Here is a 20,397-nt window from a genome sequence, read left to right on the forward strand (position 1 = left end):
ACATCGGCTGTCCTCGTGGCAGCGACGGTGTTCACCACCACGGTCACCGGGGTGGCACTGGCCGCCGGTCCGTCCGTGCCGCTGCCGGGGACGGCGTCCGCGCCGGTCACCGAGCAGAAGATGGACGGGCGAGCGCAGGACCAGGCCAGTCGCGACGCGTTGAACGGCGACCAGGCCGGGGGTGCCGCGCCGGAAGGGGGTGGCACGCCCACCGCGACGCCGTTGGCGCCGTCGGGTTCCTGGGACGTCACACCGAACACCGGTGAGTTCGGCTGGAGCTACCCGTTGCGCGTGCCGCCGGCACCGGGCGGGTTCCAGCCGGAGCTCGCGCTGAGGTACTCCTCGTCCAGTGTGGACGGACGAACGAGTGCGACGAACAACCAGGCGTCCTGGGTGGGTGACGGCTGGGACCTGTCCGCGGGCTTCGTCGAGCGGGCCTACGGCGCGTGCGCCGACGACAAGACCGGTGGTACCACGCCGCCGAAGGAGTCCGGCGACCTGTGCTGGCGGACCGACAACGCGATGTCGTCGTTCGGTGAGCTGATCCGGGACGACACCTCGGGCGGCTTCCGGCTGCGTGAGGACAACGGCTCCCGCGTCGACCGCCTCACCGACGCCGACAACGGGGACGACGACGGCGAGAACTGGCGCATCACCACGCCGGACGGGACGCAGTACCTGTTCGGCGCGCGCAAGGACTCGGCCTGGACCGTGCCGGTGTACGGCGACGACGACCGGGAACCGTGCCACGGCGCCAGTTTCGCGGCGTCGTCCTGCACCCAGGTCTGGCGGTGGAACCTGGACAGGGTGATCGACCGGCACGGCAACGTGATCACTTACACCTACGCGCCGGAGACGAACTCGTACGGCGCCAACAACAAGGACACCGCCGTCCCCTACGTGCGCGGCGGCACCCTGAAGTCGGTCGAGTACGGCAATCGCGACGGTCAGCAGGCGACCGGCCGCGTCGAGTTCGCCACGGCCGACCGGTGCGTCCCGGGCAGCAACTGCACGCCCGACAAGAAGGACAACTGGCCGGACGTGCCGTGGGACGACAAGTGCGACACGGGGACGTGCAAGGACAAGCACGCGCCGACGTTCTGGTCGACCAAGCGGCTCGACAAGATCACCACGAAGGTGTGGAACGGCACCGGCTGGAGTGACGCCGACCGCTGGCAGCTCGAGCAGCTGTACCCCGGCACCGGCGTCGGTGCCGGCGAGAAGGCCGCGTTGTGGCTCAGGGGCATCACGCACACCGGCCTCGCCGGCACGCCCGTTCCGCTGCCGCAGGTGACGTTCGAGGGCACCCGGATGCCCAACCGCGTCATGAAGGTCGACGGCGTCGGACCGCTGCTGCGCTACCGCCTCACCGGCATCGTGTCCGACAGCGGTGGCGTCACGACGATCAAGTACGCCGAGCCGGACTGCAAGGCGGATCCGACCAGGCCCGAGGCGAACGCCCTGCGCTGCTTCCCGGCCAGGTGGCAGAGCAGGACGGTCGCCGAGCGGACCGACTACTTCCACAAGTACGTCGTCGAGGAGGTCACGAGGTCCGACCGCATCTCGGCCAACACCGAGATGGTGAGCCGCTACAGCTACCTCGACGGCGCCGCGTGGGCGCTCGACGACTCGGAGGTGATCAAGGAGGAGTGGCGGACCTGGAACCAGTTCCGCGGCTTCGGCAGGGTCCAGATCCGGCACGGCAAGGCCGACGACCCGTACGGCCCGGTCACGCTGACCGAAAAGCGCTTCCACCGCGGCATGGGCGGCAGGTTCACCGACTCGGAGAGCATGATCCGCACCGACGACGAGTGGCTGCGCGGCCAGGAGTACGAGTCGCAGACGCGGCTCGGCGACACCGAGGCGCTCGTCGAGAAGGCGACCAGGACGTTCGCGGTGCAGGGCCCGACCGCCGCCCGTGGTGCGCGCAAGGCCTACATCGTGCAGCAGGGCAACGAATCCGTGTTCACGACCATCACGGGAGCTCCCCGGCGGGTCACGCGCACGGAACGCGCCTACGACGACCGTGCACAACTGCTGTCGGTGAACGACCTCGGCGACACGTCGACGGCGGACGACGACAAGTGCACGCGGAACACCTACGCCCGCAACACCGACAAGTGGTTGCTCACCCCGGTGTCGCGCGTCGAGGTGGTCTCGGCGGCGTGCACCGTCACCGCGCAGTTCCCCGCCGACGCGATCAGCGACACGCGCAACGCGTTCGACGGCAGGGCTTTCGGGGAGGCACCGACGGCCGGTGACGTCACCAGGGTCGAGGTCGCACGGGAACGCCCGGCCGCCGGCCCGGTGTGGGCGCTGTCCTCCACCGCCGGCTACGACACGTACGGACGTGTCACGTCGTCGGGCGACGCACTGGGCAAGATCACCACAACGGCGTTCTCGCCGTCCGCCGGCGTAGCCAAGGACACGGTCGTCACCAATCCGCTGGGACACAAGACGACCGTGACGACGGAACCGTTCTTCGGCCAGGAGACCGCGAGCGTCGACGCCAACGACCGCAGGACCGAGACGACCTACGACGCACTGGGCCGCCGCACCGAGGTGTGGCTCCCCAACCGCGACCGCTCGTCCGGCACCCGCGGCACCGTCAAGTTCGGCTACCAGCACCGCAAGGACGCGCCCACCGTCGTGTCCACGTCCAGGATCGGCGCCAACGGCACCCCGATCGACACCAACGAGATCTACGACGGCCTCCTGCGCCCGCGTCAGGTGCAGTCACCCGCGCACGGCGGCGGCCGCCTGATCACCGACACCCGCTACGACTCGCAGGGCCGCAAGGCCAGGACCACCAGGCCGTACTTCACCGACAGCGCGGTCGACGACAAGCTGTGGGTGGCGAGCGACGTGGACATCCCCTCGCAGGAGGTGACGAAGTACGACGGCGCGGGCCGTCCGACCGAGGTCACGACCAAGGCCGGCGCCGCCGACAGGTGGAGCACCCGCACGGCCTACTTCGGCAACCGCACGGTGGTCACCCCACCGGCGGGTGGCACGGTGCGCGAAACCGTCACCAACGCCCGCGACGAGGTCGTGGAAAGCAAGCAGGCCAACGACACCACCAAGTACACCTACACGCCGTCCGGCGACCTGGCGACCGTCACCGACCCGGCGGGCAGCGTGTGGCGGTGGACCTACGACCTGCGCGGCCGCAAGGTGAAGGAGGAGTCCCCGGACCGCGGCACCACACAGATGTCCTACGACGACGAGGGAAGGCTGATCGGCACCATCGACGCGCGTGGCGTCGCGGTGACGCACGAGAACGACGCCGTGGGACGCCGCACGAAGACCCGCCAGGGTGAGACCGTCCTGTCGGAGAGGACCTACGACACCGTTGCGCGTGGCGTCGGCCTGCCCGCGACCGAAACGCACTTCGCCGGTGGCAACGCGTACAAGTCGGAGGTCATCGGCTACAACGCGACGGGCCTGTCGCTGGGCACGACCGTCACCATCCCGAAGTCGGAGCAGACGCTCGCCGGCAGCTACACCTCCTACCAGAAGTACAACCAGGACGGGAGCCTGTCGGGCACGACCTTCGCCGCGATCGGTGACCTGTCCGCGGAGACGGTGACTTACTCCTACGACGATCTCGGCCAGAGCAGCACGACGTCCTCGCAGATCGGAGACCAGCAGTGGGACGTCGTCACCGAGACGAACTACACCCGGTACGGCGAACTCGCCCGCACCCAGCTCGGTGACGCGGGCAAGCGCGTGTGGTTGTCGCGTTACTACGACACGAACACCCGCAGGCTGGAGCGATCCATTGTGGACGCCGAGGTCCCGAACCCGATGCAGTCCGATGCCAGGTTCTCCTACGACGACTCCGGCAACCTGGTGTCCGTCGCGGACCGGGACGAGGTGCAGTGCTTCCGCATGGACGCGTTGCAGCGCATCACGGAGGCGTGGACGCCCGGCAACGGGTGCGCCACGAACCCGAGCACCGCGGCGTTGTCCGGACCGGCTCCCTACTGGCACTCCTACACCTACGACAAGACCGGCAACCGACTCACCGAGACCCAGCACGCCTCGGGCGGAGACACCGTCCGCACCGGCACGTTCCCGGCTCCGGGCGGCGCGCACCAGGTGAAGTCGGTCGAGACGAAGTCGCCTTCCGGCACCAGGAACGAGGCGTACGCCTACGACGCAGCCGGCAACACGACCGGGCGTCCCGGGCAGACTCTCGACTGGGACGCCGAAGGCAACCTCGTCAAGGTCACCGAGGGCACCAGGACGACCGAGTTCGTCCACGGCGTGAGCGGCGAACAACTGATCAAGCGGGACGGTGCGGCGATCACGCTGTACCTGCCCGGTCAGGAACTGCGGCTGGTCAGGTCCACCGGCAAACTGGAGGGGACCCGGTACTACCAGCACGGCGGCACCACGGTCGCGATGCGTGATCGCGGCGGCGTCGTGTGGCTCGGCAACGATCACCAGGGCACGGCGCAGATCGCCGTGCGCAGCGGTGACCTGTCGGTGTCGCGGCGACGGCAGCTGCCGTTCGGCGGGGCGCGGGGTGAGTCCGTCTCGTTCCCCGGCGGCAAGGGGTTCGTCGGCGGGACGGTGGACACGTCGACCGGGCTGACCCAGCTCGGTGCCAGGGCCTACGACGCGGCGCTGGGACGGTTCCTCTCAGTGGACCCGGTCCTGGCACCGAACGACTCCCAGCAGATGAACGGCTACACCTACGCGGGCAACAGCCCGATCACCAAGTCGGACTCGACCGGTCTGTGGGACTGGATCGACGACCTGGTGCTGGGGGACCCGCAGCGGCTGTTCGAGCTGAGCATGGCGTCCCTCGACACCTGGGACTGGATCAAGGAGAACCACGTCGCCATCAGCCTGGTGGGTGCCGGTGCCGGGGTCGCGTCGCTGATTCCGCAGCTGCCGAACCAGGCGAGGGGGATCCTGTTCGGAGTCTCGATGGTGATCGCCGGGGTCGACCTGGCCATCGCCATCGAGGACGGCGATCCGGAGAAGATCGTGCTCGCGGCTCTGGCCCTCGCCACGCCGCCGGCCGCCAGGGACGCCATGAAGCTCGTTCGCTACGCGCCGGACGTCCTCCACTGGATGCACGAGGGTTTCCGCACGGGCGGCGAACTCCTCGGGCCGGTGTTCACCTTGTTCAACCTGGCCAAGGGCGCGCAGCACAAGCCCGACCCGAAGTACGCCGGCACCGGGCTCGGCACCGGCAAGCCCAAGATGAAGAACAAGGGCAAGAACAACTACTACGACAAGAACGGCAAGCCGGTGAACAGCGCCGCCGACATGGGCCCGGGCGGCAAGTACGAGACCTCCGACGGCCTGATCCACCAGGGCAACGGCAAGGGGTGGGCGATGTTCTAAACCCCTGACCGCTGAACGGAGGAGGACGGCGCGGGACCCCACGCGCCGTCCTCCTCACCGTTCAGGACAGCCGCTTCTCCAGCAACGACGCTTCGTCGGTGCGTCCCTGCTGCCGGTACAACTCCACCGCTTCCTCCCACACCGAACGCGCCTCAGCACGTTCTCCCGAGGCGAAGTGCGAGTCGCCGAGCCGTTCGAGGGTGTCGGCCGTCTCGACGAGGTTGCCGAGAACCCGGTACAGCGCAATGGATTCCCGGTAGCGGCCGATGGCCTCGGCGTACGTGCCGCGCTGGTGTTCGGTGAACCCCAGGCTGTCCAGCGTCTGCGCCTGGCCGCCCAGGTCCTCGATTCGCTGGTACAACGCGAGGGCGGTGTGGCAGTGTTCCAGCGCGGCGTCGTGTTCGCCGAGGCGGGCGTGGTACCAGCCGACGGCGTTGAGCGCGTTGCCTTCCCAGGCCGGTTGGTCGACAGTGCGGTAGAGCGTGAGCGCCTTACGGGCGTGGTCCAGTGCTGTGCGGTCCTCGCCTTCGCGTTCCCAGGCCGAGGCGAGGGTGTAGTGGGCGTGGCCCTGGTGTGCCGCGTCGCCCTGTTGCTCCGCCAGTTCGAGGGCGCGTCGCATGTGCGTGATCGCCTCCTCGTTGTGGCCGAGCACGACCAGTGCGCGGCCCAGCAGGCGCAGGGCGAGCGCCAGGGAGATCGGGTCGTTCAGGTGGGCCGCGGCGGCGGCGCCGGTTCGCCAGACGGACAGCTGGTCGTGCCGGTGTCCCTGGCGGTAGTGGAAGTTGTTGAGCGCCCAGGCGATCTCCCACGCCCTCGCGTGGCAGGAGCGTTCGGCCGCGACGCGTTGCGCGGCCAGCAGGGTGGCGTGCTCGGCGGTGAACCACGCCATGGCCGTGCCGATGTCGGGCATCGGCAGCGGAGTGGTGTCCGAGGGGACCAGCTCGATGAGGTGGCGGTGGGTCTCCACGACGGCGTCGGCGGCAGCGGCGGTGTGTGCGTAGAAGTCCAGCAGTCGTTGCAGCGCAACGGAGGTGTCGCCGGCCAGGTCGGTGGCGTAGCGGCGGATCAGGTCGTGCATGCGGTAGCGGCCGTCCGCGTCCTGGACGACGAGCGAGGCCTGCGTCAGGGCGCGCAGCACGGTCCGGGTGCGGTGCTCGCCGAGACCGGTCAGGCTCACCGCCGCGGGCAGGCTGATGTCCGGGCCCGGCGCGATCGCGAGCAACGAGAACACCTCGGCCTGCTCGGCCGTCAGGGCGCGGTACGAGGACGAGAGCACCGCGGGCAGGCTCGCGGCCGGGTCGATGTCGTCGAGCGCGTCCAGGGTGCTCTCGCGCAGTTCGAGGGCGAGCGCCGCCAGCGCCAGGTGCGGCTGCACGCACGCCCGGCCCGCGACGATGCTCAGCGCCAGCGGGAAGCCGCCGCACAGACCGATCAACTCGGCGGCGGCGTCCGGCTCCGCCTCGACCCGCGCGGAACCGAGCCGGGCCGTCAGCACGCTGGCGGCCTCGTCCGCGGTGAGCGTGCCGACGGACATGTGGTGCGCGCCGTGTCCGGTGATCAGCCCGGTGAGCGTGCTGCGGCTGGTGACGACGACCGCGCACGTGCCGGCGCCCGGCAGCAGCGGCACGACCTGGGCGGTGTCGGCGGCGTTGTCCAGCACCAGCAGCACGCGGCGGTCCGCGACCAGGCCGCGGAACATCGCCGCCTGCGCGTGCGGGTCGGCCGGGAGGCGGCTCGGTTCGACGCCCAGCGCGTCGAGGAACCCCCGGATGGCGGCCGCGGGATCCATCGGTGCGCTGCCAGGGCTGAACCCGCGCAGGTCGACGAAGAGCTGACCGTCGGGGAACCGCGCGGCGTTGCGGTGCGCCCAGTGCGACGCGAGCCAGGACTTGCCGATCCCGCCCGCACCCGAGATGACGGAGATGCCCGAGGTGCCGAGCCGGTCGAGCACGTCCTGCCGTCCCGCGAACGGCGACGGCGGCGCGGGCAGCTGGCGCGGCACCGGCGTCGCCACCACCGGACGCCCGGCGGCGGCCGCCAGCAGCTCGTCCTGCTCGCCGTCGGCCAGCCCGAGCGCGGCCGAGAGCTGCCGCACCGACGTGAGTTGCGGGTTGCGGCGTTTGCCGGTCTCCATGCCGCGGATCGTGCTGACCGAGACGCCGGACCGCCGCGCCAGCTCGTCCTGGGTGAGTCCCGCCCGCAGCCGGAACCGCCGCATCACCGTCGCGAACCGATCTTCCACACGCACGTTCCTACCAGGGCGCAACGACGTCAGGAAGCGAGTCCCAGCCCCGCCACCACCTTCGTCGTCACCGACGTGGTGCCGATGACCTGACCCTGCTTCAGGCCCCACGCGTCCTTCGCCAGCACCGTGCGGGACCCGAGGTACTCGCCGGTCGCCTGGTCGATGACGATCTGCTCGGTCGTCTCGTTCTCGGTGACGCCGAGCGCGGTGCCCGAGCGGTCGCCGATCACGGCCGCCTTCTCGACGATCTCCAGCTTCGGCAGGAAGCTCAGCGCCTGGTAGACCGCCGATCGCACGGCCGCCGGGTACACGCCGGTGTCCAGGCCGTCGTTGACCATCTGCAGGAAGCCCAGGCCCTCGTCGCCCGACACCTCGGCGCGGAGCTTGCGGTACAGCTCCTTCGGGTCGGCCGGCAGCGAGGCGAGGTACTCCGGTGACGGGTCGCGAAAGCCGGCCTTGATCTTGTCGTGCAGCGCCGGACCGCCCTCGGACCGGTACTCCTCGCTGCCGTCCAGGTGCGACGTCAGGTCGGCGGGCGAGAGGTCCGCCACCGAGCCGATCAGGTACTGCCGGTCGCCCACCGAGTGGTGCCGGTAGAGCCAGGTGCCCCTGCGGTCCGCGGGGATCCACGTCTGCAGTTCGAAGTCCTGCAGGTACATCCACCTGTGGTCGTACTCGGTCATCGACCACCGTGCGTTCTGCGACACGTAGAGGTACTGGCCGGGCTGGAGCTGCGCGTCTCCGGTGAGGTTCGCGGCCTGGTTGAGCAGCTCGGCCGCGGCGGCGCTGCCCACGCTCGGGCCCTTGTCGCGCGACATCATCGACGGGGCGATCAGCGCCGCGCCCGCGATCACGACCATCGCGGCGGCCGCGGCCACCACCGGGATCCGGCGCCTTCGACGAGGTGCCAGTGCGACGACCTCGCCGGACTTCTCGGCGTCGATGCGCGCGAGCAGGGCGGCACGGCCGCGGTCGAACGCCTCGTCGCTCATCGGGGCGACGTCCGACATCGCCCACTTGACCGTCTCGTCCTCGACCTGACGAGTCACGTCACGCATCGTCGTCACCCTCCTGTCCGTTGATCTTCGCCCGCAGCTTGGCCCGCGCCCGGAACAACCGGGTCCGCACCGTCGCCACCGGCGTCTCGGTCACCTCGGCGACCTCGGCCGCGCTCAGATCGGCCCACGCCACCATCAGCAGCACGTCCCGTTCCTCCGGCCGCAGGTCCGCGAGCGTCTCGCCGAGGTCGCTCAGCAGCGACTTGGCGTCCACCACCGACGCCGTGCGCTCGTCGACGTGGTCGGCCACCGCGCGCCTGCCGTGGTCGCGCGCCCAGGCCCGCAGGCGTCTGCCCTCGGAGCGCACGTGCTGGCGCAGCAGGTTCGTCCCGATCCCGAACAGCCACGCCTTGACGCTCGCGCGGGCCGGGTCGAAGCTCTCACGGCGTTCCCAGGCGATGAGGAACGCCTCGGACACCAGGTCGTCCGCGATCGCGGCGTCCACCCGCAGCGCCAGATAGCGGTGCAGGTCGCGGGCGTGCCGGTCGTACAACTCGACCCAGGCGTCCCTGTCCAGAGGCTTCGTCACCCCCGGCCCTCCTGTTCGCGCCGGTGGCGCGGTCTCGGTGCTCACGGAAACTATTGGCCGATCGGTGCCAACGCGTTCCCGGCCGGACGGTGTGACCTGCCTCGCCTGATCATCGGCAGCTCGACGAACCGGTAGGTCAGATCGGCGATCCCGATCGCCACCACCGACGTCGACACTGCCATGACCAGGCCTGACGCGCCCGCGAGCAGCACGATCGAGTGGGCGATCGACTGCACCAGGTAGATCGAGTACGACCGCTCGCCGAGCCACACCATCGGGCGAGCCGACAGCAGCCGTTGCACCCATCCCGGCGCCAGCAGCGCGGGCAGCATCAGCCCCACGGCGACCGCGTAGATCGGCACCACCGACACGAAACCGGGGATCGCGCCGTCCAGCGCGCCGGAGATGTACGGCACCGACAGGTGCACGCCGAGGAACAGCAAGATCACCCACGGCGTCATGAACGGCCTGACCACCGCGAACCCCCGTTTGCTGTTCATGAGCATCGCCAGCGCACACCCGACCAGCACCGTGAAGTAGTGCACCGACCAGCCCTTGGGGTCGGATGACACGGTGAACGGCACCACGGCCAACGCGAGCGCCATCAGCCCGACGGTCACCGCCGGACGCCACCGCGGCAGCAGCGCGAACGCCAGCAACGGCCACACGAGGTAGAACTTCTGTTCCACGCCAAGGGACCACGACTGCCCGTACGCGCCGCCGTGCCCGAACTCGTTGAGGAACACCAGGTACAGCGGGAAGTCGCGGCCGAGCGGGTTCTGCCAGAACTGCCCGGCGACCAGCAGGCCCGCCGCCGTCACGAGCAGGACCACGAAGTAGACCGGCAGGATCCGGAACGCCCTGCGACGGTAGAACTCCTTCAGGTCGATCCGGCCGTCGCGGGCCTGTTCGCGCAGCAGCAACGTGGTGATCAGGAACCCGGACAGCACGAAGAAGATCTGGACCCCGAGCCAGCCCTGCAGGAAGCCCGGCCCGCCGTAGTGGAAGAACACGACCATCAACGCGGCGATGGCGCGCACGCCGTCCAGCGCGGGAAAGCGCTTCAGCGCAAGGAACTGCTCGTGGGTCATGTCCCCTCGTGGTCGATGACCCCCGGAGCGTTCCCATGAGGACTGTCACATTCCCTTCATTGAAACGCTGATCCGCGATCCGGCCAAGAAGTAGTCGTGAACGAGATGCTGTTGATCAGAGGGCTCGCCGACGAGGTCCCGCCGATGTCCGCCGGCGCGTTCGAGTCCGGCAGGAGACGACTGCTGACCCGGCACCGCTGGGTGGCCGCACGCGGGGTCGTGCGCGTGCTGTGGTTCGTGGCACTGGCCGCGCTGCCGATCTCGTTGATCGGCATGGGTTTCTACTTCCTCGACCTGCAGGTGTACCGCACCGGCGGGGTGGCCTGGCTGCAGGGACAGGCGCTCTACGTCGACTTCCCCGGCGCGTTGGACGGCCCGCGGCTGCCGTTCACCTACCCTCCGATCGCGGCGGTGCTCTTCAGCGGCCTGACGTTCCTGCCGGTGTGGGCGGCGAACTCGCTCGTCGTCGTGGTGAACTTCCTGTGCCTGTCGGCGGTGAGCGTTCTCGTCACCGCACGCCTGACCCAGCGCTCGAACGTCGTGTGGACCGTCGGGCCCGCCGTCGCGATCCTCGCGGTGGCACTGGAACCGGTGATCTCGACGCTCCTCTTCGGACAGATCAACCTGCTGCTGATGGCCCTCGTCGTGGTGGACTGCCTGGCCGTGCGCGACCCGAGGTTCCGCGGCCTGCTGGTCGGCGTGGCCGCCGCGATCAAGCTGACCCCGCTGATCTTCCTGCTGTACTTCCTGGTGCGCAGGGAGTGGCGGGCGGCCGCGATGTCGGCGGTCGCGTTCGCCGGTATGGCGGCGCTGGGATTCCTGTTCGCCGCCAAGGACTCCGCCGAGTTCTGGTTCCACGCGCTGCTCGACCCGAGCCGGGCCGGTGGTCTCGCGTACATGGCGAACCAGTCGTTGCGCGGTGTGCTGCACCGGATCAACCCCGGCGAGCACGCGGAGTCGTTGCTGTGGCTCGGGTTGTCGCTGATCGTCGTGACGCTCGCGGTCGTGGCCGCGCACGGGGCCCGCACCGAGGTCGCCGCGCTGACCGCGATCGCGACGGCGGGCCTGCTCGTCTCACCGGTGTCGTGGTCGCACCACTGGGTCTGGTGCGTTCCGGCGTTCCTGGCGCTGGGTTTCGCCCGCAGGAGCTGGGCGTGGCCGACGCTCGGCGCGTTGCTGGTGATCTTCCTGGTGCAGCCCTTCACGTGGCTGCCGAGCACCGGCGACAAGGAGATGCTGTGGTCGTGGCAGGAGCACGTCTACGGCGACGCGTACACGTGGGTCGCGATCATCGGCCTGGTGGCGGCGGCGATCACCGCCACCAGGCGGGAGCTCAGCAGCGCTTCACCCGGACCGCGCCGCGACTGGATTCCACGATCGCGAAGTTGAGCCGGTCGGGGTCCGCCGACCCGAGCGCGACGCGGACCTCGGCGTTGATGTTGATGTTGCGCCGTTCACCGCACGGCGCCCACTGGATCTCGGCCGAGCCCGGCCGGTAGTGGGTCTGCCAGCTGTCGCTGAACGGCCCGGTGAACGGCCGGCTCACCGTGGCGGTGGGCGAGGTGCCCTGCAGGTAGGTGCTGACCCGGCTCAGTCCGGTCGCGCCGTCCTGGAGGTGCGCGTAGCCCTCGTAGGTGGTTCTCGCCAGGCCGTGGGTGAAGCCCTCCGGCACGTTCACCCGCAGGTTGATCTGGCAGTTCTTGCGCTGGTCGAGCGGGGACGAGTCGTTGCCCGCCCGTGCCAGGAAGGTGTGGTAGCCGATCGTGAACGTCCGGCCGTCGGTCTGGACGTCGGCGTCGCCCGCCGGGCACCCCGAACCGTTGACGGTCACAACCTCCAGGACGGGTGCCGGGGCTTCTTCGGCGGGTGCGAGGGCGGATAGGGCGATGAGTGCTGCCGCTGCCGTGGTGAGCATGAGGAACCTCTCCGAGGGGTCCGTGGCGGCGGCAGCACCAGACGCTATGACGAATCGCGGTTCGTCAACTGACGGTCACCTGACGATTCACGGCTTGAACGGCACGAGTTCCTCTTCGACGCCGGTCCTGACCACCACGCACGTCGACTCCGGCACCTCCTGCCACGCCCCCACCAGGTCGGCCAGCGGTTCGGACACGACGAGCCGCGAGTCGTCGGTGAGGTGGTGCAGCGCCGGGTTGTCCGGGTACTGGCGGCGCAACGTCGACACGTCGGTGCTGTGGAAGAGGCTCCGCGACTTGCCGCGGCTCGAGTAGCGGAACGCCCAGGTCGTCGAGCCGTCGGTGACCGCGACCGTCATCTGGACCGGGTACTCGACGCCCGCGCGCCTGCCGACGTCCTCGACGAACTCGACCATGCGGGCCATCCCGGCCGGCGGGTCCTGCTCCATGCCGAAGCTGATGGCCAGGTAGAACATGACCTCCGAGTCCGTCGACCCCTCGATCAGCGGGAACAGCACCGGGTCGATCGCCAGCATCAGCTCGCGCCGCACCAGCGGGAACTTGGCGATCAGCCCGTTGTGCATCCACAACCAGTTGTCGTGCCGGAACGGGTGGCAGTTCGACCGCTGCACCGCGCCGCCCGTGGAGGCCCGCACGTGCGCGAACACCCGGTCGACGGTGATCTGCGCGGACAGTTCCCGCAGGTTGCGGTCGTTCCACGCCGGTTCGGTGCTCAGGAAGAGGCCGGGAGTGCTCGTGCTGCCGTACCAGCCGATGCCGAACCCGTCACCGTTCACCGCCGTCGCGCCCAGCTTTGCGTGCTTGGACTGCATGACGAGCGAGTTCTCCGGCGCGTAGAGCAGTTCCTCCAGCAGCACCGGAGAACCGGAGTACGCGAGCCACCGGCACATGACGAACCTCCCTATAACCAGGCGTTACATGGGAACACGTACATCATGTGAAAGGCGAGGTTTGCGGCGGCGCGCCTTCCTCGGGCAGCATGACGGAGGTGACGGTCCCTCCCGGCTTACGGCCCCCGCCCTACGAGCAGCCGCGCGGGAACTTCGAGACGATCGAGGTGTACGCGCCGGTCGTGCAGGTCACGCCCCCGCCGGAGCCCGCCCAGGAGCCCGAGGAACGCTCGGACATCGCCGTCATCGGCCCGATCGCCGCGCTCGTGCTGGCCCTGACGATCAGCACGCTGGTCCTCGAACACCCGGCCGCCCGCGCCGTCGCCACCGGCCTGGCCACGATCGGGCTGATCGTGGCCGTCGCGCTCATGCTGATGAGCAAGAAGCCGAAGCCCGGCAAGCACGTCGCCAGGCACGCCGTCGACCCCGAGGCGACCGACCGGATCAATCCCGGCTGGGGCGCGACCGAACGGCGCCGCTGACTCACCGCAGGGTCGCGAGACCGGCCTTCGCGAACTTCTCGTCCAGGTCACCGCTGGGCGCGCCGCCGACACCGATGCCCGCGACCGACGTCCCGTCGACCGCCACCGGCACGCCGCCGGCCAGGAACAACGTGCCCGGGATGTCCCGCAGCGTCGCGCCCTGGCCCGTGACGCGGCCGGCGAGCTCCGAGGTCGGCGCGTTGAACGACACCGCGGTGAACGCCTTGCGCCGCGCCGACTCCTCGGTCTGCGGGCCCGCGCCGTCCCCGGCCAGCAGCACCACCAGGTCGCCGCTGCGGTCGACGACGGCCACGGTGACGCGCTGGTTCTCCTTCTCGGCCGCGTCGAGGGTGGCCTGAGCCGCCCTGACGGCCGCGTCGATGGTCAGCACCTTCTCGGTGCGGGTGGTGGTGCGCTGGTCGGCCGCCGCGTAGCCGCCGCCGATGCTCAGCACGACGAGGGTGGCGACTGCGATCTTCTTGAGGTCCATGGCACCAACGATGCGCTGACCAGCGCGGTTTTCCCTGGTGGTGACGGTTGAACCTCGGTTCAACCCATCGGTTGACCCGCTGGCGTGTGCCGCTCGCCTAAGGTCGCCGGTGTGTGGCTGCACAGAGCGATGCACGCGGGCTTCTACGTGCTGCTGACGGCGTCGGCGGCGCGGTACGTCGCGTACCACGGCGCCGATCTCGTGGTGCTCGGTCTCGCGTTCGCTCTCGCCGCGGTCTATCCCGCGAGCGTGCGGTGGACGCGGGCGCTGCCGGTCGTGCTCGCCGTGTGGCTGGTGCTGGTGTGGCTGGCGCCGAGCTTCGGCTGGTGCGCGATCCCGTTGTTCTTCCAGTGCCTGCGCCAGCTCAGGCCGAGGGTGGCGCTGCCGATCGCGGCCGTGCTCACGGCGGCCGTGGTGCTGGCCCAGATCAGGCTGGCGGCGACGTTCGACTGGTCGCTGGTGCTCGGCCCGGTCGGTGTCGCGGTGCTGACGGCGGCGGTGTTCTTCGACCGCGCCCGGCTCCTGCACGAGGCAGGCGTGCTGGAGGAACGCCAGCGCCTCGCCCGCGAGATCCACGACACCCTCGCCCAGGGCTTCTCCAGCATCAACCTGCTGCTGTCGCTCGGGGAGTCCGAGCGGGCCGCCGAGGTCGCGCGCGAGAACCTGGGCGAGGCACGCCGGTTCGTCCGCGACCTGTCGCCGATCCAGGGCACGCTGATCGACGCGCTGCACCGGCTGGTCCCGCACGTGGAGGTGGACGGCGACCCGTACGCCCTGAGCGTGCAGACCGAGGTGGCGTTGCTGCGGGTCGCGCAGGGCGCGGTGGCCAACGTGGCCGAGCACGCGGAGGCCGGCCGGGTGGCGATCACGTTGTCCTACCTGGGAGACGCGGTGACGATGGACGTGGTGGACGACGGCCGCGGCTTCGACCCGTCGGCCGTCCGGACAGCGGAAGGCCGCGGCTACGGCCTGGCCTCCATCCGCGGGCGCATCGCCGAACTGGGCGGCACCGTGTCCGTGGAGAGCGCGCCGGGGGAGGGAACCGCTGTGGCCGTGACGGTGCCGACGCCATGAGGGTGCTGGTGGTCGACGACCACCCGGTGGTCCGGTTCGGACTCGCCGGCCTGCTGTCGCGCGACTTCGAGGTGATCGAGGCCGCGACCGGCGAGGAGTCCGTGCAACTCGCGTCCACTGTGGACGTCGTGCTGATGGATCTCCAGCTGGGCAGCGGAATCGACGGCGTGGAGGCCACCAGGAAGATCCGCGCGCTGGAGAACGGGCCGCAGGTCGTGATCCTGACGACGTACGACTCGGACGCCGACATCGTGCGCGCGGTCGAGGCGGGCGCGATCGGCTACCTGCTCAAGGACTGCGCCCCCGAAGAACTCGCCAGAGCCGTGCGCACCGCCGCCACGGGCCAGACCGTGCTCTCCCCGGACATCGCGCAACGGCTGCTGGGCCAGGTCCGCGACCCCGCGCCCAAGCTCAGCAAACGCGAGATCCAGATCCTCGAGAGCCTGGCCAAGGGCCTCGCGAACCGGGAGATCGCGAAGGAGCTGTTCATCAGTCAGGCCACCGTGAAGACCCACCTGGTGCGGATCTTCGCGAAGCTCGGCGTCGAGACCAGGACGGCGGCCGTGACGACCGCGGTGGAACGCAAGCTGATCCGGCTCTAGCGTCCCGCGTGCGACTCCATCGCGGTGCGCAGCAGGTCGAGCACGGCGCTCGCGTCGAGTCGCCGCTGGTGCACGTCCGCCGGCGTGGGACCGGTGAAGGTCCAGCGCAGCCGCTGCTCCGCGTCCGGCCCGTACTTGAGGTGTGCGTGCACCGCGCCGTTCTGCGGTCGTTCGTCGCGGGTGCGCTCGCGGACGACGCCCAGGAGCACGGCCTTGCCCGCGGTGTCGTGAGTGGACAGACGGAGTGGTTCGAACGTCTCGAACACGACCACGAGATCGCCCAGCGAGACCGTCCGCGCCACGGCGTCGATCCGCACGTCCGGCAATGCCTCGCGGAGGTCGTCGTGGGCGTCGGCGAGGATCTCGTCCAGGTCCGCCAGTGCCCGGCGGCGCAGACCGTACTGCCGCTCGGTGTCCGCCTCGGCGGCCGAGGCCGAGGTCTGCCGGGCCATGAGGCGTTGCTCGACGCCCAGGGCCGCGCTGACGAGCGAGTCCTGCCGCGGTGTCAGGGCGTAGGGGGCGAGGGCGTCGTACACCGCGCGGGCGTCCTGGGGGCGTTCGGCCGGCAGCTTGTGCAGCAGGCGCAGGACCTGGCGGGCGATCTTGGGGGAGAGGCCGTCGAGGGAGGGCGGGGCGTCCTGCAGGTGCTGGCGCCGGTAGTGGTCCTCCGGGCCGGGGAACGGCAGCGCGCCGGTGAGGACCTCGAAGGCCAGCACGCCCAGCGCGTACAGGTCCGACATGGCGTCCGCCGGGTGGTTGAGCCACAGTTCGGGGGCCGTGTAGGGCGCCGTTCCCCATTCCGCGAGGGTGTAGGTCCCGGTCGCCTCCGAGAGGTCCCTGGACAGGCCGAAGTCGGCGATCTTCCAGACCGGGCCGAACTTCAGGACGTTGGCGGGCTTGAGGTCGCGGTGCACGATGCTCTGCCGTGAGAGCTGCTGGAGGCCCAGGGCGACCTGGCGCACCACGTCGACGCCGGCGGCCGTGGCGAACGGTTCGTCCTCCAGGGCGGCCTTCAGCGACTTCTCCGCGCGGGGCATGACGATCAGCAGGTCGTCGTCCAGGAAGCGGTAGCCGTGGGGCAGGACCAGGTGGCTCGTGTCGTGGCCGGACCGGTTCGCGCGCAACAGGCGTTCGACGATCTCGATCTCACGCTCGCGTTGCCGTTTCCTGCCCTCGGTGGGGTGGGGCAGGGAGATCTTCTTGACGGCGACGGACGTGCCGTCGGCCGCGAGACCTGCGAACACCTGGCCCATTCCGCCCCGGTCCCCGATCGGGGCGTTCTCGTCGAGACGCCACTCGGTGCCGTCGTTGTCCTCGAAGCGGATCATCGACCCACATGCCCCTTCCTCGTGCGCGGCGCGATCAGGACGTTCGTCGATCGCGCGCGCCGGGGCGTTTCGGGGGCTTCGAAGTACTACTCGTTCGGAGCAGTGAGGTCTGGCGGCGTGGTGTTGGTCAGGCGCGCGTCCGGCCGGCTGCCCGACATCGCGAGCACGCCCCGCAACACCTGCAGCAGCTTGCGCAGCCCGCTCGGCTTCTTGCGGTCGATCCCGCCGATCACCTGCTTCAGCACGGACAGCTGGTCGAAGTAGATCCGCTCGGTGACGAGGTTCTCGTCGGCGTCGAAGATGAAGTACGCGTTCATGCGCGTGCGGTGCTTGCCGCCGGTCGCCGGGATCTTGCCCAACGGCCCGAGGTGCGTGCCCAGCAGCCAGAACTCCACGATCACGGCGTCCACGCTGTGCCGGAACGAGATCAGCTCGTGGTGCTGGTCGGGGAACGCGACGCGCGTGTCGGTGTAGTACTGCCGCACCGCCTCGTCGCCGTCGTGCACGACCATCTGCGCGATGACCTCGTAGTGCGGGTGCGGGAACGTCGAGAGCGTGGCGTCCCAGTCGTGGGCGACCTCGTCGCGGAAGTGGTCCAGCACGAGCTTTTCCCTGGCCTGCAGGACTTCCTTGGACGGCAGGGTGAAGCGGTCGGACATCAAAGCTCCTCAGTGGACGATCTGGCGGTGGCTGAACGTCGGCTTGGTGCCGGGGTTCGTCCAGGCGCCGGTGAGTTCGCTGGAGGGGAAGAACTGCACGAACCGCGGGTCGGCCTGACTGCGGTCGGCGAGCGTCTTCTCCAGGATGATCGAGTTGTACTGGTCGGCGGTCGTCTCGACGGTGTTCGCGTTGAGCACGACCTCCTGCTGCCACCGGTGCGTCCACGACGCGAGGCCGGGCAGCTTCGAGTGCTCGGGCGTCAAGGCTTCAGCGGCGATCACGTTCTCGCTGCTCACCCAGATGCCGGTCGAGGTGTTGACGACGAGGCTCTGGTTGCCGAACACGTGGCCGGGGGTCTTGATCACCGCGACGCCCGGCCCCAGCACGACCGAGCCGTCGATCGGCAGGAACACCTCCGGCGGCAGGTCGCGGTAGGTGTCCGGCTGGTACCAGGGCTTCTGCAACGGGTGCAGCTCGGTCAGGGCCGCCAGCTCGTCGCGTTGCACGATCACCTTGGCGTTCGGGAAGTACGGCGTGGCGCCGATCCAGCGCCGCAGGTCCTGGGTGTGCAGGTGGTCGAACATCAGGTAGTCGACGTCCTCTGGTGCGATGCCGAGCCGTTCGAGATGGCCGGGCACGGTGCCGTGGACCTTGACCATGCGCCGTTCGATGACGTCCGGCGTCCGGCCCGAGAGGTCCTCGAAGTACGGCGTGTACCGGCCGTACTCGTGGTCGCTCGGCTCGAACAGCAGGATCCGCTCGCGGTCGCCCTCGTGCCAGCGGATCACCAGCATGCGGTTCGTGATCGACAGGAACGGCGCGATCGCCCGCGACGCCCTGAACAGCCCGAACCGCGTCGGGTACGGCAGCGTCACCAGGTCGCGCGTGACGATGCTGCCCGGCGTGCCGGTGGTGGCGAACTCGCGCCGGAACGCCTCGCCGCGCTCGCGCACGACCCGCAGCCGCGCGCCCGGCCCGCCATCGACGTCCATTCCCTCGAGCGTGTCGATCCTGGTGAAGTTCATCATCCCCTCCAATACCCACACTGTGGGTTAATTGGGAGGTTAAACCCACGGCGTGGATATCCGCAAGGCACAATGGCCGGGTGACTGAACCGCGCCGAGGGCGTCCGCGCACGCCACTGCTGTCCCGCGAGTCGATCGTCGCGGCGACGCTGCAGGTCATCGACGTGGACGGCGTCGCCGCCGTGGGCATGCGCTCTGTCGCGCGGGCGCTCGGGGTCGACGCGAAGAGCCTCTACAACCACGTCGACGGCAAGGACGGCCTGCTCGACGCCGTCGCCGAACACCTGCTGGGTGGCCTGGTCCTGCCGCGGCCCACCGGAGACGCGCGCCGCGACCTGCACGCGATCGCCGACGCGTTCCGCGCCCGCGCCCTGGCCCACCCCGGCGCCGCGCCGCTCGTGCTGACCCGGCAGCTGTCGTCGCTGGAAGGCCTCGCGCCCGTGGACGCGGTGCTCACCGTCCTGCTGGCCGCGGGAGCCTCAGCGCAGGAATCCGTGCACCTGCTGCGGATGCTGCTCGCCACGTTGATCGGCACGTTGCTGCGTGAGGTGTCGGCGGCACCGGCGTTCGGCGGTGACGACGGGGCACGTCGCGAGGTGCTGGAGGCCGCCGGGCTGACCGCGGTGGTCGTGACAGCGCCGCATCTCGCGAAGTACGACCGCCAGGCCGAGTTCGAGTACACGGTGGATCTCGCGATCACCGCTGTGCTGCACCGCATTGATCTTCAAGGAGCGGAGTGACCCGAACGGCGGCAGACTCCCGGGCGTGAACTATCGACGGTGGCCCGTGGTCGCGGCGGCGGGGTTCGTCTTCGCGGCGCTCGTGTACGTGCTCGCGGTGCTGACGAAGGCCGGTCAGACCATCGAGAACGCGGCTCTGCGCGGCGCCGACCAGGACAACGTGTCCGAATCGGACGCCGCCTGGACCGCGCTCGGGCAGATCACGATCTACTCGCTGGCCGCGGCGGTCGTGGCGGTGGCCCTCGTCGGTGTGCTCAGAAAGCGCTGGGACCTCACGATCGCGGCCGTGGGCGTGATCGTCGCGGGTCAGGTCGTCGTGCAGGCGCTCAAGCGGTTCGTCCTGCCTCGTCCGGCGCTGGTCGAGGTCACCGGCGACTACGCGCACAACAGCCTCCCCAGTGGACACACGACGATCGCGATGACCGTGCTGTTCGCGGCGATCATCGTGGTGCCGTGGAAGTGGCGCGGTGTCATGCTTTTCTTCGTGCTGCCGTGGGCGACCGCGATCGGTCAGTACACGCTGACCGCGAAGTGGCACCGTCTCAGTGACACGCTCGCGGCCGACGGCATCGCGCTCGCCATCGCGGCGCTGGCGGCGTGGTGGTTGCAGCGCAAGGGATCCCTGGAGCCCTACGCCGGACCGCGGCGTGTCGGCCGAGTCGTGCTGGTGGTGTTCTGGTCCGCCATCGCGGTCGCCACCCTCGCGCTGGGCGGGATCCTGTGGGTGTTTCCGCTGGCCCAGGAGGGTCTGAACGCCGACGAGTGGGTCATATACCTCGGCGCGGGCTCGTTCGCCTCGGCCGGGTCGCTGATCGCCGCGCTGACCTACCTCGCGTGCTGGCGCCGAATCGCGTGACAACCAGTTGATCTCTCGCGCGTCCTGTC

General features: G+C 70.0%; 17 protein-coding genes. 7 read left to right on the top strand and 10 right to left on the bottom strand.

Annotated features, from left to right (window positions below; all coding sequences use genetic code 11):
- Nucleotides 1–15 precede the first annotated feature (15 nt).
- Nucleotides 16–5,361: an RHS repeat-associated core domain-containing protein gene (locus tag ACIQF0_RS03065; protein WP_401023835.1), complete on the top strand. Its 5,346-nt coding sequence runs from the start codon at nucleotides 16–18 to the stop codon at nucleotides 5,359–5,361.
- A gap of 61 nt (nucleotides 5,362–5,422) precedes the next feature.
- On the opposite strand, the gene ACIQF0_RS03070 is transcribed toward ACIQF0_RS03065, so the two are convergent.
- The 4 genes from ACIQF0_RS03070 to ACIQF0_RS03085 are packed head-to-tail and all read right to left on the bottom strand — an operon-like array spanning nucleotide 5,423 to nucleotide 10,284.
- Nucleotides 5,423–7,609 (bottom strand): ATP-binding protein, encoded by a 2,187-nt coding sequence (locus ACIQF0_RS03070; protein WP_401023837.1) that lies wholly within the window; start codon nucleotides 7,607–7,609, stop codon nucleotides 5,423–5,425.
- A 23-nt stretch (nucleotides 7,610–7,632) separates the two neighbouring features.
- Nucleotides 7,633–8,664 carry a CU044_5270 family protein gene (locus ACIQF0_RS03075; protein WP_401023838.1) on the bottom strand — a complete coding sequence of 344 codons (1,032 nt, stop codon included), beginning with the start codon at nucleotides 8,662–8,664 and terminating at the stop codon, nucleotides 7,633–7,635.
- Nucleotides 8,657–9,193 carry an RNA polymerase sigma factor gene (locus ACIQF0_RS03080; RefSeq protein ID WP_360030796.1) on the bottom strand — a complete coding sequence of 179 codons (537 nt, stop codon included), beginning with the start codon at nucleotides 9,191–9,193 and terminating at the stop codon, nucleotides 8,657–8,659. The genes ACIQF0_RS03075 and ACIQF0_RS03080 overlap by 8 nt, the downstream gene beginning before the upstream one ends.
- Nucleotides 9,194–9,243: 50 nt before the next feature.
- The gene (locus ACIQF0_RS03085; RefSeq protein ID WP_401023840.1) at nucleotides 9,244–10,284 is read right to left on the bottom strand and encodes an acyltransferase family protein; all 1,041 of its coding nucleotides are present in this window, start codon (nucleotides 10,282–10,284) and stop codon (nucleotides 9,244–9,246) included.
- 105 nt (nucleotides 10,285–10,389) lie between these two features.
- Here ACIQF0_RS03085 and ACIQF0_RS03090 point away from each other — a divergent pair, with 105 nt between their 5' ends.
- Nucleotides 10,390–11,673: a glycosyltransferase 87 family protein gene (locus ACIQF0_RS03090; protein ID WP_401027669.1), complete on the top strand. Its 1,284-nt coding sequence runs from the start codon at nucleotides 10,390–10,392 to the stop codon at nucleotides 11,671–11,673.
- On the opposite strand, the gene ACIQF0_RS03095 is transcribed toward ACIQF0_RS03090, so the two are convergent.
- On the bottom strand, nucleotides 11,618–12,199 hold the full coding sequence (locus ACIQF0_RS03095; RefSeq protein WP_401023842.1) for a DUF4360 domain-containing protein: 582 nt from the start codon (nucleotides 12,197–12,199) through the stop codon (nucleotides 11,618–11,620). The genes ACIQF0_RS03090 and ACIQF0_RS03095 overlap by 56 nt on opposite strands.
- A gap of 87 nt (nucleotides 12,200–12,286) precedes the next feature.
- The gene (locus ACIQF0_RS03100; protein ID WP_401023843.1) at nucleotides 12,287–13,111 is read right to left on the bottom strand and encodes a class II glutamine amidotransferase; all 825 of its coding nucleotides are present in this window, start codon (nucleotides 13,109–13,111) and stop codon (nucleotides 12,287–12,289) included.
- A 98-nt stretch (nucleotides 13,112–13,209) separates the two neighbouring features.
- Here ACIQF0_RS03100 and ACIQF0_RS03105 point away from each other — a divergent pair, with 98 nt between their 5' ends.
- Nucleotides 13,210–13,593, top strand: a complete 384-nt coding sequence (locus ACIQF0_RS03105) for a hypothetical protein (protein ID WP_401023844.1) — start codon at nucleotides 13,210–13,212, stop codon at nucleotides 13,591–13,593.
- A 1-nt stretch (nucleotide 13,594) separates the two neighbouring features.
- Here the strand turns inward: ACIQF0_RS03105 and ACIQF0_RS03110 are convergent, their stop codons facing one another.
- Complete coding sequence (locus ACIQF0_RS03110) at nucleotides 13,595–14,083, bottom strand: heme-binding protein (RefSeq protein ID WP_401023846.1); 489 nt, start codon at nucleotides 14,081–14,083, stop codon at nucleotides 13,595–13,597.
- Between the two features lie 111 nt (nucleotides 14,084–14,194).
- On the opposite strand from ACIQF0_RS03110, the gene ACIQF0_RS03115 reads away from it, so the two are divergent.
- Both ACIQF0_RS03115 and ACIQF0_RS03120 read left to right on the top strand, forming a co-directional pair.
- Complete coding sequence (locus ACIQF0_RS03115) at nucleotides 14,195–15,157, top strand: sensor histidine kinase (RefSeq protein ID WP_401023848.1); 963 nt, start codon at nucleotides 14,195–14,197, stop codon at nucleotides 15,155–15,157.
- Complete coding sequence (locus ACIQF0_RS03120) at nucleotides 15,154–15,759, top strand: response regulator (RefSeq protein WP_401023849.1); 606 nt, start codon at nucleotides 15,154–15,156, stop codon at nucleotides 15,757–15,759. The genes ACIQF0_RS03115 and ACIQF0_RS03120 overlap by 4 nt, the downstream gene beginning before the upstream one ends.
- Here ACIQF0_RS03120 and ACIQF0_RS03125 read toward each other — a convergent pair.
- The 3 genes from ACIQF0_RS03125 to ACIQF0_RS03135 form a co-directional block, all read right to left on the bottom strand.
- Nucleotides 15,756–17,087, bottom strand: coding sequence for a serine/threonine-protein kinase (locus ACIQF0_RS03125; RefSeq protein ID WP_401023851.1), 1,332 nt, complete (start codon nucleotides 17,085–17,087; stop codon nucleotides 15,756–15,758). The two genes, ACIQF0_RS03120 and ACIQF0_RS03125, sit on opposite strands and share 4 nt — an antisense overlap.
- An 86-nt stretch (nucleotides 17,088–17,173) precedes the next feature.
- Entirely contained in the window at nucleotides 17,174–17,746 is a 573-nt protein-coding gene (locus ACIQF0_RS03130; protein WP_401023853.1) for an ester cyclase, read from the bottom strand.
- Between the two features lie 9 nt (nucleotides 17,747–17,755).
- The gene (locus ACIQF0_RS03135) at nucleotides 17,756–18,772 is read right to left on the bottom strand and encodes a hypothetical protein (RefSeq protein ID WP_401023855.1); all 1,017 of its coding nucleotides are present in this window, start codon (nucleotides 18,770–18,772) and stop codon (nucleotides 17,756–17,758) included.
- Nucleotides 18,773–18,852: 80 nt separating this feature from the next.
- On the opposite strand from ACIQF0_RS03135, the gene ACIQF0_RS03140 reads away from it, so the two are divergent.
- Both ACIQF0_RS03140 and ACIQF0_RS03145 read left to right on the top strand, forming a co-directional pair.
- The gene (locus ACIQF0_RS03140; protein WP_401023857.1) at nucleotides 18,853–19,512 is read left to right on the top strand and encodes a TetR/AcrR family transcriptional regulator; all 660 of its coding nucleotides are present in this window, start codon (nucleotides 18,853–18,855) and stop codon (nucleotides 19,510–19,512) included.
- A gap of 25 nt (nucleotides 19,513–19,537) precedes the next feature.
- Nucleotides 19,538–20,368: a phosphatase PAP2 family protein gene (locus tag ACIQF0_RS03145; RefSeq protein ID WP_401023859.1), complete on the top strand. Its 831-nt coding sequence runs from the start codon at nucleotides 19,538–19,540 to the stop codon at nucleotides 20,366–20,368.
- Nucleotides 20,369–20,397 lie beyond the last annotated feature (29 nt).

It is taken from the genome of Lentzea sp. NPDC092896 (assembly GCF_044754905.1).
Lineage (GTDB): Bacteria > Actinomycetota > Actinomycetes > Mycobacteriales > Pseudonocardiaceae > Lentzea.